The organism is Methylopila sp. 73B (assembly GCF_000526315.1).
In the GTDB taxonomy this organism is placed as follows: Bacteria; Pseudomonadota; Alphaproteobacteria; order Rhizobiales; family Methylopilaceae; genus Methylopila.
This window is the reverse complement of record NZ_JAFV01000001.1, coordinates 581,300-595,661: the sequence shown is the minus strand read 5'-3', so window position 1 is coordinate 595,661 and position 14,362 is coordinate 581,300. Positions and strand designations below refer to the sequence as shown.

Annotated in this window: 12 protein-coding genes; 2 read left to right on the top strand and 10 right to left on the bottom strand. The window is 69.8% G+C overall.

The annotated features are described in order from the left end of the window. Nucleotides 1-17 precede the first annotated feature (17 nt). Together K244_RS0102840 and K244_RS0102835 are read left to right on the top strand one after the other, a co-directional pair. Nucleotides 18-956 carry an acetamidase/formamidase family protein gene (locus K244_RS0102840; RefSeq protein ID WP_020184731.1) on the top strand — a complete coding sequence of 313 codons (939 nt, stop codon included), beginning with the start codon at nt 18-20 and terminating at the stop codon, nt 954-956. A gap of 10 nt (nt 957-966) precedes the next feature. After that, nucleotides 967-1,728, top strand: a complete 762-nt coding sequence (locus K244_RS0102835) for an SDR family oxidoreductase (protein ID WP_020184730.1) — start codon at nt 967-969, stop codon at nt 1,726-1,728. A gap of 61 nt (nt 1,729-1,789) precedes the next feature. Here K244_RS0102835 and K244_RS0102830 read toward each other — a convergent pair whose 3' ends face one another. The 10 genes from K244_RS0102830 to K244_RS0102785 all read right to left on the bottom strand — a co-directional run bounded on the left by K244_RS0102830 (nt 1,790) and on the right by K244_RS0102785 (nt 14,362). Further along, nucleotides 1,790-3,163 (bottom strand): PepSY domain-containing protein, encoded by a 1,374-nt coding sequence (locus K244_RS0102830; RefSeq protein WP_020184729.1) that lies wholly within the window; start codon nt 3,161-3,163, stop codon nt 1,790-1,792. Between the two features lie 11 nt (nt 3,164-3,174). Next, nucleotides 3,175-5,400 carry a TonB-dependent siderophore receptor gene (locus K244_RS0102825; protein WP_020184728.1) on the bottom strand — a complete coding sequence of 742 codons (2,226 nt, stop codon included), beginning with the start codon at nt 5,398-5,400 and terminating at the stop codon, nt 3,175-3,177. Nucleotides 5,401-5,547: 147 nt separating this feature from the next. Next, entirely contained in the window at nt 5,548-5,892 is a 345-nt protein-coding gene (locus tag K244_RS22515; protein ID WP_020184727.1) for a hypothetical protein, read from the bottom strand. Between the two features lie 154 nt (nt 5,893-6,046). After that, nucleotides 6,047-7,060 (bottom strand): diguanylate cyclase, encoded by a 1,014-nt coding sequence (locus K244_RS0102815; RefSeq protein WP_020184726.1) that lies wholly within the window; start codon nt 7,058-7,060, stop codon nt 6,047-6,049. Nucleotides 7,061-7,071: 11 nt separating this feature from the next. Next, nucleotides 7,072-8,091, bottom strand: coding sequence for a chemotaxis response regulator protein-glutamate methylesterase (locus K244_RS0102810; protein ID WP_020184725.1), 1,020 nt, complete (start codon nt 8,089-8,091; stop codon nt 7,072-7,074). Nucleotides 8,092-8,134: 43 nt separating this feature from the next. Continuing rightward, nucleotides 8,135-10,372: a hybrid sensor histidine kinase/response regulator gene (locus K244_RS0102805; protein ID WP_020184724.1), complete on the bottom strand. Its 2,238-nt coding sequence runs from the start codon at nt 10,370-10,372 to the stop codon at nt 8,135-8,137. After that, nucleotides 10,369-10,992, bottom strand: coding sequence for a chemotaxis protein CheW (locus K244_RS0102800; RefSeq protein ID WP_020184723.1), 624 nt, complete (start codon nt 10,990-10,992; stop codon nt 10,369-10,371). The genes K244_RS0102805 and K244_RS0102800 overlap by 4 nt, the downstream gene beginning before the upstream one ends. Then, nucleotides 10,989-12,257 carry a CheR family methyltransferase gene (locus K244_RS0102795; RefSeq protein ID WP_020184722.1) on the bottom strand — a complete coding sequence of 423 codons (1,269 nt, stop codon included), beginning with the start codon at nt 12,255-12,257 and terminating at the stop codon, nt 10,989-10,991. Before K244_RS0102795 ends, K244_RS0102800 begins: the two co-directional genes overlap by 4 nt. After that, nucleotides 12,254-12,718, bottom strand: coding sequence for a chemotaxis protein CheW (locus K244_RS0102790; protein ID WP_020184721.1), 465 nt, complete (start codon nt 12,716-12,718; stop codon nt 12,254-12,256). The genes K244_RS0102795 and K244_RS0102790 overlap by 4 nt, the downstream gene beginning before the upstream one ends. 15 nt (nt 12,719-12,733) lie before the next feature. Further along, the gene (locus K244_RS0102785; protein ID WP_020184720.1) at nt 12,734-14,362 is read right to left on the bottom strand and encodes a methyl-accepting chemotaxis protein; all 1,629 of its coding nucleotides are present in this window, start codon (nt 14,360-14,362) and stop codon (nt 12,734-12,736) included.

Sequence of the window (14,362 nt, the reverse complement as noted above, 5' to 3'; positions counted from 1 at the left end):
AAGCATCCGAGGCACGCATGTCCAAGCACCACGTCATCTCGTCCGCGCCCGAAAACATGGTCTGGGGCTATCTCGACTCGGCGCTGAAGCCTGTCGTGAAGATCGCGTCCGGCGATACGGTGACGCTCACCTCGTTCCCGGCCGGCGGCAAGGAGTGCCTCCCGCCCGACGCCTCGCGCGTGCCGGCCGACTACATGGCGGCGCTCGACACGCTGACCCAGGGCGGCGGACCGCACTTCATCACCGGCCCGGTCTATGTCGAGGGCGCCGAGCCCGGCGACACGCTGCAGGTGGAGATCCTTTCGGCCAAGCCGACGATGGACTGGGGCTTCGTCGCCATCCTTCCGCTGCTCGGAACGCTGCCGGACGAATTCACCGACTACGAGACGATTCACCCGGCGATCGACACGGGGAAGAACGTCTGCACCCTGCCCTGGGGCGTGGACGTGCCGCTCGATCCGTTCTTCGGGATTCTGGGCGTCGCCCCGCCGCCGGCCTGGGGCCGCTGCGGCTCGCCCGTGCCGCGCGCCTTCGGCGGCAACATGGACAACAAGGAGCTGAAGGAGGGCACGACGCTCTACCTGCCCGTCTTCAACGAGGGCGCGCTGTTCTTCGCCGGCGACGGCCACGGCGTGCAGGGCGACGGCGAGGTCTGCATCACGGCGCTCGAGATGGGCATCGAAGGCACGTTCCGGCTCACCGTCCGGAAGGACATGGCGATCGACTTCCCCTTCGCCGAGACCGAGACGCACCTGATGTCGATCGGCCTCGACGAGGACCTGGACGACGCGGCCAAGCAGGCGGTGCGCGAGATGGTGCATCACGTCTGCCTGCGCTCGAACCTGTCCCGCAACCAGGCCTACATGCTGTGTTCGCTGGCCGGAAACCTGCGGGTGACGCAGCTCGTCGACGGCAACAAAGGCATCCACATGATGCTCCCGAAATCCGTCATCTGAGGGCGCGGCCATGGACCTGAAGCTCAAGGGGCTCAACGCCTTGGTCTCCGGCGGGACCAAGGGCATCGGCCGCGCCATCGCCGAGACGCTCGCCGCCGAAGGCGCCAACGTCTCGATCTGCGCGCGCAACGCCGCCGAGGTCGAGACCGCCGCGGCGGAGCTCGCCCGGACGGGCGTGAAGACGCTCGGCCGGGCGCTCGACGTCGCCGACGGCGCGGCGGTCGCGGCCTGGGTGGAGGCGACCGCGGCGGAATTCGGAGGGGTCGACATTGTGGTCGCGAACGTCAGCGCGCTCGCGATCGGGAACGACGAGGCGAGCTGGCAGGCGTCGTTCGCCACCGACATGATGGGAACGGTGCGGCTCGTCGACGCCGCCCTGCCCCATCTGGAGGCCAGCTCGGCCGCGGCGATCGTCACGATTTCGAGCGTCTCGGGCCGCGAGATCGACTTCGCGGCGGGTCCCTACGGGACGTTCAAGGCGGCGCTGATCCACTATACGCAAGGCGTCGCCTACCAGCTCGCGGCCAAGAACATCAGGGCGAACAGCGTCTCGCCGGGCAACACCTACTTCAAGGGCGGCGTCTGGGAGCAGATCGAAACCGGCAACCCGGAGCTGTTCGCGACCGCGCTCGCGCTGAACCCGACCGGCCGGATGGGAACGCCGCAGGAGATGGCGAACGCCGCCGTCTTCCTCGCGAGCCCCGCCGCGAGCTTCATCACCGGATCGAACCTCGTGGTCGACGGCGCGTTGACGCGCGGCGTCCAGTTCTGACGCCGAAACGAGCCGGCGGGTTAACGCCGGGGTAACCGCCGGTTCACGGCGCCGGGCGGGATCAGCCTTCCGCTCGGCGCCTTCCCGCCCAGCGGTCGATCGCCAGCGCCGCCAGCAGCGAGGCGCCCGCCAGCGGGAACGCGACGCCGAGCGCGAGCGTGATGAGCGCGACCGTCCGCGCCCGGGCGGGCGCCAGCGGACGCGGCGCGCCGAGGCCGCCCACCGGCCGGCGGCGCCACCACATCACGGGGCCGGTGATCGACAGCGCGGCCGCGCCGAGGCAGGCGAACAGCATCACGATCTGGTTCGCCCAGCCGAAGTAGTTCCCCATGTGCAACTGGACGCCGAGCTCCACCGCCTTCGCCGCCGACCCGTAGTCCTTGAAGCCGACGTCATTGAGGATGCGGCCGGAGTACTGGTCGATCTGGATCGTGCGCTGCCCCTCCGGCTGGTCGGGGTAGGTGTAGGCGGAGAACACCCCGGCCGGGCCGTTCGGCAGCGACAGCCGATATGGATGCGTCATGCCTGCCGCGGCCAGAACTTCCGCGGCGCGGTCGACGCCGATCGGCTGCGCCTCGGGGTCGGCTGGCGGGGCGTGGGCCGCGCCATGATGGGCGGCGTGGTCGCCGGAGGACGGCATCGGCGCGTTTTCGAGCGTCCAGGGCGCCTCGCCGGTCGCCTGCTTCAAGGTCTGGCCCGAGGCCGGGACGGAGCCGTGGTTGCGGTGGCTGGTGGGATAGCCCACCCCCGCCACTTCGGTCCCGGCCCTGAGCAGCGTGCCCCAGACGTTGGCCCAGGGCAGGCCCGTGAGGATCAGGAACAGGATCAGCCCTGCGGTCCAGACGCCGATCACCGCATGCAGGCTCTTCCAGAACGGTCGCCCCCGCGCGCGGAGCCGCGGCGTCAGCGCCTCCGCGACCCCGCGGACGCCGCGCGGCCACCAGAGGTAGAGCCCGGTGACGATCAGCACGACGCCCCAGCAGGCGGCGAGCTCCACCACGCCGTCTCCGAAGGTCCCCAGCATCAGCGAGCCGTGGAAGCGGTCGGCGAAGCCCACCAGCGTGCGCTCGTAGACGTAAGCGCCGAGCGGGGCGCCGGTCCCCGGATCGACAAAAGCCCGGAGCGCCGTCCCGTCGCCGGCCGTGACGAAGACCTGGGCGCTCCGGTCGGGCGCGCTCCAGGTGTCGATGCGCGTCGCCTTCCCTCCGGAAACGCTCGCTTCAGCGGCGGCGATCAAGCGGCTCAGCGGCAAGGTCTCCCCATGGGGCGCGACGATGCGCTTTTCCGCATGAAGGACGTCGTTGATCTCGTCGTTGAACAGGTAGATCGCGCCCGTCACGCTCAGGATCAGCAGGAACGGGGCGACGATGAGCCCGGCGTAAAAATGCCAGCGCCAGACGGCGCGGTAGGTCGCAGGATTCGAGAGCCAGCCCATCGTCGCCTCCCTCAGAACTTCACGCTGTAGGTGACGTCGAAGCTGCGCGGCGCGCCGACATAGACCTGGGTGGAGCTGTAGCCTGACCACTCCGCGTAGAACTTGTTGGTCAGGTTGCGGCCGCGCAGGGTGAGCGTGCCGCCGACGGGCACGTCGTAGGCGATCGAGGCGTCGAGCAGCGTGCGGCCGTCCACGCGGATGGTGTTGGCGTTGTCGGTGTAGAAGTCGCCGACATAGCGGACGCCCGCGCCGAAGGTGACCGGGACCGACGCCAGCCGGTAGGTGGTCCAGAGGTTGAACGTCTGCTCCGGGACGTTGAGCGGGCGGTTGCCCTTGCGGCTCACGGACTTAAACGTCCCGTCGGGCTGTTCGACCGACTCCCGGAGTTCGGTGAACTCCGCCTGCAGGATCGCGGCGTTGGCGTTGATTTTCCACTGGTCCGTGATCGTCACCGCGACGTCGAATTCGACGCCGCGGGAGCGCTGGCTGCCGCCCTGGATGGTGAGGCTCGAATTGGTCGGGTCACGCGTGAGGATGTTGTCCTGGTCGATCTGATAGACGGAGGCCGTCGCAACGAGCCGCTCGTTCCAGAGCGTCGTCTTCACGCCGGCTTCGACAGAACGGCCTTTTGTGAGCTTGAACTCCGCCCGAGCGGAATTCGAAAGCAGTAGGGCGCTTACAGGGGTAATGGCGGTCGTGTACTGGCCGAACAGGCTGACTTCCGGCGTCAGGTCGTACACCGTGCCAAACCGCCACGTGGTGGGCGAGTAATTGTTGCCAAACGTCGACCTCGTTCCGGCGTTCAGATCGTGGACCTTCCGGTCGAGATCGATCCACTCCCGGCGCAAGCCGCCAACCACGATCCATTCCGGCGTGATGTTCAGCGCGTTTTCGAGGAACACCGCCGTGTTGTCGACCGTGCTGTCAAAGTTCTGGCGTGTCTCAAAGCCCGACGTGTCCGGGAAGCGTCCGCGGTCGAAACTAAACGGATCGACGGGGTCGATCAGTTCGAAGGTGTCGTCGAACCGCCGCTTCGAACCGAACTCGGTCCGCATGTACTCGAAGCCGACCGTGAAGCGGTTCCGCCGTCCGCCGATCTCGCCGTCAAAATTGGCGGATGTCCGATTTGTCCAAGATTGCTGGTTGTGGCTGATGTAGGTCAAACCTCGGTTTAGCTTCTTAGTCGCGGCGTCGTACGTGTAGTCCTCCGAGTTCCGCCACAGCCGGTCGGCGCTGTAGAAGGCGAAATCGTTCTTCAACGTCCACTGGTCGGTGAGCTGGAACGCGGCGCCGGTCCGCGCCCAGATCGCGTCGGACTTCATCACGCCGTCGTCGACGTTGTAGTTTTTCTTCCAGATCGACTTGTCGAGCACGAGACCCTGGTCGCCGCTGGAGACCACGCCGCTCGGATCGCGGGCGACGCCGCGGGGAACCAGCGGGGTGCCGAAGTATGCGGTCGAGAAATCGTCGCGAAAGTAGTCGAAGGCCGCGGTGATCGTCAGGCGGTCGGTCGGCTTCAGCGTGAGGCCGGTGGTGACCTGCACGTTCTCGCTGTCGGCGTCGTTCACGTAGCCGCCGGAGCGGCCGTAGAGCACGCTCGCGCTCGCGGCGGCGTTCTCGGAGACGGCTGCGTTGAACGAGGCGCCGGCGCGGAGGGTGTCGAACGAGCCGTAGCTCAGCAGGGCGTCGGCCTTGGTCACGCCCAGTTCCGGCTTGCGGGTGACGAGGTTGATCGTGCCCGCCAGCGCCCCGGCGCCGCTCACCACCGAGGCCGGCCCCTTCAGGATCTCGATGCGGTCGAAGCTGTAGCTGTCGTAGTTGCGCGAGGCGATCAGCGGGTCGATCGAGCGGACGCCGTCGATCGAGTAGCCCACCGCGCCGCGCGAGAAGCCGCGGATGGCGGTGACGCCGGGCTCGCCCGGCAGGTTGCCGGCGACGACGCCCGGCGCCGACATGTAGGCCTCGATCAGCGAGCGGCTGCCCTGCTCCTGCAGGCGCTCCTGTGTAATGACGTTCACGGTCGCGGGCGTCTCACGCACCGTGAGGCCCAACCGGCTCGCAGCCTCCGTGCTGCGCTTGAGGATCTGGGCAGGCGACCCGTCGTCGACGGCGGAGCCTTCGCCCTGGACGCTGATTTCGTCGAGGGCGATCGTCCCGCCGTCTTCAGCGGAGGCGGCGGAGATCGAGGCCGCGCCGAGGGTGGCGAGCACGACCGCGCGATAGGCGGTCGACGACATGAGGGCGGGTCGCCGCGCGCCGAAAGGCGCCGACGCGGACAGAAAACGAGGCACGGGAAGCTCCACGCGAAGACGGGGCCGCCGACGGTCGGGTCGCGCGGCTGGGCTGACGGCTGGCAGGAGACGCGCGGCCCGGGGCCGCGCGCGTCAGGCCTTGGCCGGTGGGCCTCGCGTGCTGCGTGGAGAGCGTTCGAAGACGGCGGGCGCGGCGGCCTGAGCCTCGGCGGACGCGCGGACGATGTGGTCGTCGCTCGCGATGGGCGTCGCAGGAAACGACGGCGGCGGCGCCATGGCGGCGCCCAGCATCAGGCAGCCGGCGACGCAGCAGCCGGGAAGCGCCGCGTGGCCCTTCCCCGACCCTTCGATGGGTCCGCTATAGGATCCGCAATGGACGTCCGCCAGGGGAGCGGCGACCACGGGCTGAGACCCGAGAGCGAGACCGCCGAGCGCAGCCTGGAGGACGAGCAGATACGCGAGCAGCAGCCCGCGCAACGCATCCCCCGGTCTCCGCCTAGCCGCCACGACTTCGCCCCCTGTCAGCCGTCATCCTGCCCTACCACGAACGCGCGGCGGGGCCAAAGGCGAACGGTTTCCTGCGACGAGGCGCGGCGCCGTCGCGGAGACCAACGCCCGGCGCTGGCGCGTCTCAGGCCGCGATGTGCGGCTCCACCCTGTCCCGCCCCGCCTCCTTGGCGCGGAAAAGCGCGACGTCGGCCGCGTTGACGAGGTCGCGCGCGGATGTGCCGACGCCTGGAACCATGGCGGCGACGCCCACGCTGATTGTGACCACCCCCTCGCCATGAGAAATGCCGAGATCGCGCACGCTTCGAACCAGGCGGTCAGCCACCGCGCCGGCCCCGTCGATCGTCGCCCCGGGCAGGACAACGATGAACTCCTCGCCGCCGAAGCGCGCCGCGAGGTCGCTGGCGCGGCTCGCGCCGGTGTTGATGACCGCGGCGAGCCGCTTCAGGACCTCGTCCCCCGCCAGGTGGCCGTAGGCGTCGTTGTAGCCCTTGAAACGATCGACATCGATCATCAGCACCGCGATCGACGCCTCGCTGCGAAGCGCCCGGCGCCATTCCGCCTGCATGTATTCGTTGAAGTAACGACGGTTGCCGAGGTTGGTCAGGCCGTCGATCTGCGTCAGCCTTTGAAGCTCCAGATTGGCGTTCATCAGCTGGCGCTGGCTCTCGCGCAGCGCGCTGTAGGCCGCGTCGCGCTGGACGTGGTCGAGGTAGGCGCGGGTCTGGTGGCGAATGCGCGCGATCAGCTCGATCCGATCCGGGAGCTTGACGAGATAGTCGTTCGCGCCGGCGCGGAACGCCTCGCTCTTGGTGCTCGCCTCGTCCTTCGCGGACAGGACGATGACCGGAACCGCGTGCAACGACGGCGTCGCCCGGTACGTCCGCAGCAGATCGAGCCCGTCGATTCCCGGCATGACGAGGTCCTGCAGGATCACCGTCGGCTTCAGGTCCTGGGCGGTGCGGACCGCGTCGCGGGAGTTGGTGCAGTAGTGGAGATCCATGTCCGGCTCTTCGGCCAGCGCCCGCCGCACGGCCTCGCAGATCAGCACCTGGTCGTCCACCAGCAGCACCATCGAGAGATAGTTGTCCGCCGCCGGCGGCACGACCATCGCGATGGGATCTTGGTCCTGGGTCATACGGCGGCCTTTCAGGCTTTCAGCGCGCAGGCCGCGACCAGCCGCGGCGCGATCGCGCCAAGCGGCAGGATCTCGACGGCGGCTCCAAGCGCGGCGGCGGCTTTCGGCATGCCGTAGACCGCGCTGGTGGCCTGGTCCTGCGCAATAGTGAGATGATTCTTGTCCCGAAGTGATTTTAGCCCGCGCGCTCCGTCCCGGCCCATCCCGGTAAGCAATACGCCAAACACTTGGCCTTGCCATTTGGTTGCAACGCTTTCGAAGAACACGTCTACAGACGGCCGATATGGGTAATCACGCGGCTCCGAGACGTAGCTTAGTTCGGACGACGACTTGAATACAAGGTGGTCGCTGGTCGCGGCGACGAGCACAGCTCCCACTTTGGGACAATCGCCTTCCCGCGCTGGCCGAACCTCCAGTTTGGTGTGCAGCCCCAGCCAGTCGGCCAGCCCCGAGGCGAACTTCGCGTCGACGTGCTGGACCAGCACCAGAGCGGCAGGAAAATCTTCAGGCAATCCTCCCAAGAGGGTCGCGACGGCGGCCGGGCCGCCGGCGGAGGCGCCGATGACGACGAGCTTGCGCGCCGACCGCGCGGCGGCGGCCTCGTCGTCAGTCCGCCGCCGCGGGCGCAGAGGCTCGCCCGTCAACTTGCCGATCATCGTGATCTTCGCCAGGAGCAGCGAGACCTGCGACCCGAAGGTCTCGCCCGGCCCGACCGACGGCAGGTCGACCGCGTCGAGAGCGCCGTGGCCCATGGCCTCGAACACTCCGGGCACGTTGGCGTCGACGCTCGCGGTGACCAGCAGGATTGGGCACGGCGTCTCCGCCATGATCTGGCGCGTCGCCTCGACGCCGCCCATCTCCGGCATGGTCAGATCCATCAGCACGAGGTCCGGCCGGTCGCGCCGGCAGGCCTCCACCGCCTCGCGTCCGTTGGCCGCGGTCCAGGCGAGCTCATGGCTGGGCGCCGAGACGACGATCCGGCGGAGCAGCTCCACCGCCATCGGCAGGTCGTTGACGACGCCGATCCTCATGCCCTGTTCCCTGAGACTATGGACCCCGTTCCCCGCCGCGCGCTCACCCCGACGCCGGACCGACGAGGTCGACCACGGCGTGGATCAGCGTGTCGTCGTGGAAGCTGCCCTTCGTGAGGTAGTAGTCCGCGCCCGCGTCCAGACCGCGCCGGCGGTCCTCCTCGCGGTCCTTGTAGGAGACGATCATCACGGGCACGCTCCGCAGCCGGGCGTCGCGCTTGATCAGCGTGACGAGTTCGATGCCGTCCATGCGGGGCATGTCGATGTCGGTCACCACCAGATCGAACGGCTCGGACCGCACGACGTTCCAGCCGTCCATGCCGTCGACCGCCACCTCCACTTCGTAGCCGTGGTGGTCGAGGATCTTGCGTTCGAGCTCGCGGACCGTGAGCGAGTCGTCCACGACCAGCACGCGCTTGCGCCGCGCGCGGTCCGCCGCGGCCGACGCGCGCTGCAGCGTGCGGAGCCGGCCCGACGACGCGATCTTCTCGGCCGAGCGGAGCAGGTCGTCGACGTCGATGATCAGCACCGGCGAGCCGTCCTCGATCAGGGCGGCGGCGCTGATGTCCTTCACCTTCGCGAGCCGGGGGTCGAGCGGCCGCACGACGAGCTCCCGCTCGCCGAGGAAGCGGTCCACGATCAGGCCGTAGGAGGTCTCGCCGTCGCCGAGGACCACGACGGACAGCTCGGCCGCGTCCGGCCGCGCGTCGCCGCGGCCGAGGATCTCGTGCGCGGTGATCAGCCCGACCTGCCGCTCGCCGAACCGGAAATGCGGCCGGCCCTCCAGCAGCTCGATGTCCGCGCGGGGGAGCTTCAGCGTGCGGGTGATCCCCGCGAGCGGAAGCGCGTAGGGCTCGTCGGCGATCTCCACAAGCAGGGTCCGGATCACCGAAAGCGTCAGCGGAAGCTGCAGCTGGAACTGGGCGCCCTCGCCGGGGGTGGACGACACCGTGGTCAATCCGCGAACCTGCTTGACCATGCTCTGCACGGCGTCGAGCCCCACGCCGCGGCCGGAGACGTCGCTCACCGTCGTCTTCATCGAGAAGCCCGGCAGGAACAGGAACTCGAGCAGCTCCGCCTCGCCGAGGTCGCCGACCGTCTCTTCCGTCACCAGGCCGTTGGCCAGCACCGCGGCCCGCACCCGCTCGACGTCGACGCCCTGGCCGTCGTCGGCGACGATCACCTGGAGCAGCCCGGCGTGGTGCCGGGCCTCGAGCCGGATCACGCCCTCGCGGGGCTTGCCCGCCGCGACGCGCTCCTCCGGGGTCTCGAGGCCGTGGTCGACGGCGTTGCGCAAGAGGTGGCCGAGGGGCGCGTCGAGCTGGTCGAGGATGTCGCGGTCGATGCCGGCCCCGCCGCCGACGATCTCCAGCCGGGCCTCCTTGCCCAACGACCGCGCGAGGTCGCGCACGGCGCGCGAGAAGTGCCGCACGCCGTCCTCGAACGGCCGCATGCGGCTCGACAGGGTCTCGGTGTAGAGCCGGTTGGCGAGGTCGGTCGCGCGTCGGTCGATGGAGTCGAGCTCGGCGAGGCGCTCGATGAAGAAGTCCTCGCTCTGCGCGAGCTTGTCCTGCACCTCGGCGAGCGCGCGCGCGGCGCGGTCGTCCGGATCGATCGGCCCGAGCGCCGCCCGCAGTCCGTCCACCGCCTTGGCGAGGTCGCGGTGACGCCGTTTCTGACGCACCAGGCGATCGGCGAAGGGGCGCAGACGGCGCGCCTCCATCAGGGATTCGCCCGCAAGCCCCAGCAGCCTAGTCATCGCCTGCGCGGTGATGCGGACCATGCGGTCAGCCCCCGCCGCGCTTTGCGGAGGCTCCAAGGCGGAGAGGGCCGGCGCCATTTGCTCCTGGGGCTCGCTCGAGGGCCTCGCGTCCGCCGCGGCTCCCCTGTTCGAAGCCTGCTCCAGAGCCTGCAGAAACAGAGCGATCTGCGGCTCCGCGCCCGCCCCGCCGGCCGGCGGCTCGGAGGCGGCGACGCCAAGCACGTCGACGCCCTTCAGCAGCGCGTCGATGTGGTCGCGCGTGAGGCCCAGCCGGCCGTGCTGCGCCGCGACGAGGCATTCCTCCATGGCGTGGGCGACGCGGACCGCCGGATCGAGGTCGATGATGCGGGCGGCGCCCTTCAGCGAATGCGCGGCCCGCATGCAGCTTTCGAGATGATCGGGCGCGACGGGGTCGCGCTCGAGGGCGAGCAGCCCGGCCGTCAGCGCCTGAGACTGCGCGTCGAGTTCGGCGCGGAAGAGGTCCAGCATCGAGAACTGGCTGAGGTCCTCGCCGCTCACGACATGCTCCGATCGAGCGTCTCGAGGATCAGCGCGTCGTCCAGCCGACCGATCGCGCGGCCCTTCCACGCGATCATCCCCACGGCATAGGAGGAGACGGCCTTGCCGATCGTCGCCGGCAAGGCGACGACGTCGCGCGCGGAGTAGCGGTGCACGCCGTGGACCTCGTCCACCGGAAAGGCGACGCGGTGGCCGTCGCGTCCGATCACCACGAGCCGCGGCCCCGCCCTGGACCGCTCGCCGGCCTCCGCGGCTCCGGCGGAAATCCCCAACAGGGCGGACAGCGACACGCAGACGAGCAGCTCCCCGCGAACGTTGACGATGCCGAGCACCAGATCGTCCCGCCGGTGCGGAAGCGAGTGCGTGCGCCGCGGCTGCGCGACCTCGTGAAGGTGATCGGTCGGCAGGGCCAGCCACTCATCGCCGATGCGGAACAGCAGCGCCGCGCGGGCGTCGCTCTCGTCCTCCGCGGCGCCCTCGCCTGCGCGTTCGGCGAAATGGCGCGCCCATTCCTCGAGGTATCCCGTCGGCAGCGGGCGCTCGAGCAGCCCGCCCGCGATCTCGCCTCCGGCGGCTGCGGGAGATCCGCCCGGCCTGCCGCCCCCGCTCGCGCCGGTCATTGGTTCCTGCTCCTATCCCCGATGCGGCCGAGGCGATCGGACAGCACCTTCGCTCCCGCCGCGTCGCCCCGGCGCTCCAGCGCCAGCGCGAGGTGCGCCAGCGTCTCGCGGTGGTCCGGCGAAAGATAGAGCGCCTTGCGGTAGTTCTCGATCGCCTCGGCCATCGCCTGGCTGGCGTCGTGGGCGAGCCCAAGGAGGTAGTAGGCGTCGGCGGACGGCCCGAACGCCGCGAGGTGCGCGAGCGCCGCCCGCTTGGCTTCGTCCAGCCGCCCGGCGTCCGCCGCGCGCTGGATCGCCGTCAGGCTCAGCTCGGAGGCGTCCTTCGCCGCAGCGGGCGACGTCGGCTGGACCATCGGCTTCGGACCCGCCTCAAATGGCGCCGCCGGGGCCCGGACGCCGCCTAAGCGGACGCCCGGGGCGGCGACCGGCGCAGACGCGCGCCGCGGTCGCGGCGGGCCGGGGCGCGGCTCGGCGACCGCCGGGTCCTGCTTGTGGAAGGCGAAGGCGAGCGGGGTGCGGGCGGACACGAAGCCATGGAGGGTCGGCAGGCTCGACTCCGCGGGGCCGACCAGCAGGAGCCCGCCGGGAACCAGCATCTGCCGAAGCCGGCCGATCGAGCGCTGCTGCAGCTCGCGGTCGAAATAGATCAGGAGGTTGCGGCAGAAGATGACGTCATAGGCTTCGACCGGCGGCGTCACGGCGGGATCGAACAAGTTCCCGGCCTTGAACTTCACCTGGTTGAGCACGGCGGCGCTTGGCCGGTGGCCGCCCTCGACGGCCTCGAAATGGCGGCTGCGGAACGCGAGGTCGGTCCCGCGAAACGAGTTCCGGCCATAGACCGCGCGGGTCGCCGCGGCGATGTTCCGCGTCGAGATGTCGACGCCGTCGATCGTGAAGTCCGCCGCCGCGAAGCCCGCGTCGAACATCGCCATCGCGAGCGAATAGGGCTCCTCGCCGGTGGAGCAGGGAAGGCTGAGCATGCGCAGAGGCGATCCCGGCCGGCGGCGCGCCCGGGCGTGGCGGACCATGGCGACGAAGGCTTCGCGGTCCCGGAAGAACCAGGTTTCCGGGATGATGACTGCGTTGATCAGCTCCTGCATTTCCTGCCGCGAGCTCGAAAGCCGTTGGAGGTAGTCGAGCGGCTCGGGAAAGCCGCAGGCCGCCATGCGGGTCTTCACGGCGTACTGGACCACCGATCCGCCGACGCTCGCGACGTGCAGGCCGATCTCCTCGCGAAGCAGCCGCCCGACCTCGTCCAGGATCATGCGGGCGCTCCCGCCCGTTGGAACAGGAGGTTGCGGACCTCGTCCGCGAGCAGCGCTTCCACCCGGATCCACTGGATGAAGCCGTCCGCGTCGGAGGCGACCGGCCCGAGGTAGGCGGGCGAGCCGGCCTCGACGCCGGTCGCGACGAAATCAGCGGGGTCGCGGTGGATCGTCTTGATCACCCGCTCGGCGCAGAGCGCCAGCCGGTCATGGCCCTCCCCCCGTCCGGGATAGCGCGCCAGGATGATCCGCGTGCTCATCACGCGCTCTGACGGCCGCCCCAGCGCGAGGCGGCTGAGGTCGATCAAAGGCGTCGGCGCGCCGCGGTAGTTGATGATCCCGACCACCTCCGGAGGCGCGCCGGGCAGGCTCTTCGCCTCCATCAGCGGCAGCACCCGCTCGACCTGCTCGGCGTCGAGGACGAAGCGATCCCGGCCGATGTGGAACATCAGGAACAGCACGGCCGGCCCGGGCGCTCAGGCGCGCAGCTTGAAGCGGACGATCGAGCTGCGAAGCCCGGTCGAGACCAGATTGAGCTCGTCGATCGCGAGCGTGGACTGCTGCAGCGACTCGACCGTCTGCTGCGCCGCCTCCCCGAGCTGCGACAGCGCATCGCTGATCTGGCTCGCGCCGACGGCCTGGGCCTGCATGCCTTCGTTGGCGATTTCGAAGCGCGGCACGAGCCCCTGCACCTGCTGGATGATCTCGGACAGCTGGCCGCCGACCTGCTGCACGTCGAGCATGCCGCGCCGCACCTCCTCCGAGAACTTGTCCATGCCCATCACGCCGCCGGCCACCGCGGACTGGATGTCCTTCACGATCTGCTCGATGTCGTAGGTCGAGGCCGCGGTCTGATCCGCCAGCCTGCGGATCTCGGTCGCGACGACCGCGAAGCCCCGTCCGTGCTGGCCCGCCTTCTCGGCCTCGATCGCCGCGTTCAGCGACAGGAGATTGGTCTGGTCGGCGACCTTGGTGATGGTCGTCACGACCTGGTTGATGTTGCTCGCCTTCTCGCTCAGCGCCGCGAGTTTGGCGTTGATCGCGCCGGCCGCCTCCATGACGTGGCGCATGGTGCCCTCCATGCGCGACAGCCCGGCCTGGCCGCCGCCCGCAAGGGTCGCCGTCTGCTCGGCGACCGCCGAGACCTCGTCCATGGTCCGCACCAGCTCGTTCGAGGTGGCCGAGATCTCCTTCGCGGTCGCGCCGATCTCCGTAGTGGTCGCCGCGATCTCGCTCGCCGTGGCCTGCTGCTCCTTGGACGTGGCGGCGACCTCGGTGATCGAGGTGTTGACCTGGATGCTCGACCGCTGGACCTGGCCGATCAGCGCGGCCAGCTCGTCCGCCATGGCGTTGAAGCCGTCGGCCAGGGTGGTGAACTCGTCCCGGCGGGAGAGCGTCAACCGCTCGCTGAAGTCGCCCTCGCGCATGATCCCGACCATCCGCAGCAGCTTGCCGAGCGGAACCGTGATCGACCGGAAGAGCACGTAGCCGCAGAGGATCGACAGGACGAGCGCGACGAGGAAGCCGACGACGAGGCCGAGCTCCGCGGCGGACACCGCGGACACGATCATCCGCGTCTCATGGTCGGCTTCGCTCTGGTTGAAGCTGATGGTCGTCTCGAGCGCGGCGCGGATCTTTGCCAGCGGAGCCTCCAGCTCCCTCGCGACCAGGGCGCGAAGATCGACCTCCGTGCCGGCGGCCGACGCGCGGGCGAGCGTGGCGTCCTCGAGCTCGAAGAACCGGCCGGTGAGGTCGCGCAGGGCGTCGTAGTTGCGGCGGTCCTGGTCGCTGTCGACCGTCTCCTGATAGGCCGACATCAGGCGCTCGACGCCCGCGCGGTTCTTGAGGATGGCGTCGGCGACGCGGCTTCGCTCCGCCGGCGTCGGCTGCGACGCCAGGTCACGCAGCAGCCCTTGCGCCTCCGTCCACGCGGCCATCATGCGGAGGCTCGAGGTCAGCGCGGGAACGGTGTGCCGTTCGACCGCGGTCGCCTGTCGCTTCGTCTCCTCCAGGCCGACATAGCCGACGGCCGCCATGCAGGTGAGGACCGCCAGCACGGCCAGGAAACTCATAACGATCCGCTGGCGTATGGTCAGGTTCGTCAT

Coding starts and splice junctions, on each gene's coding strand:
- K244_RS0102840 (WP_020184731.1), top strand. CDS start 18: ATGTCCAAGCACCACGTCATCTCGTCCGCGCCCGAAAACATGGTCTGG.
- K244_RS0102835 (WP_020184730.1), top strand. CDS start 967: ATGGACCTGAAGCTCAAGGGGCTCAACGCCTTGGTCTCCGGCGGGACC.
- K244_RS0102830 (WP_020184729.1), bottom strand. CDS start 3,163: ATGGGCTGGCTCTCGAATCCTGCGACCTACCGCGCCGTCTGGCGCTGG.
- K244_RS0102825 (WP_020184728.1), bottom strand. CDS start 5,400: ATGTCGTCGACCGCCTATCGCGCGGTCGTGCTCGCCACCCTCGGCGCG.
- K244_RS0102815 (WP_020184726.1), bottom strand. CDS start 7,060: ATGACCCAGGACCAAGATCCCATCGCGATGGTCGTGCCGCCGGCGGCG.
- K244_RS0102810 (WP_020184725.1), bottom strand. CDS start 8,091: ATGAGGATCGGCGTCGTCAACGACCTGCCGATGGCGGTGGAGCTGCTC.
- K244_RS0102800 (WP_020184723.1), bottom strand. CDS start 10,992: ATGACCGGCGCGAGCGGGGGCGGCAGGCCGGGCGGATCTCCCGCAGCC.
- K244_RS0102795 (WP_020184722.1), bottom strand. CDS start 12,257: ATGATCCTGGACGAGGTCGGGCGGCTGCTTCGCGAGGAGATCGGCCTG.
- K244_RS0102785 (WP_020184720.1), bottom strand. CDS start 14,362: ATGACGAACCTGACCATACGCCAGCGGATCGTTATGAGTTTCCTGGCC.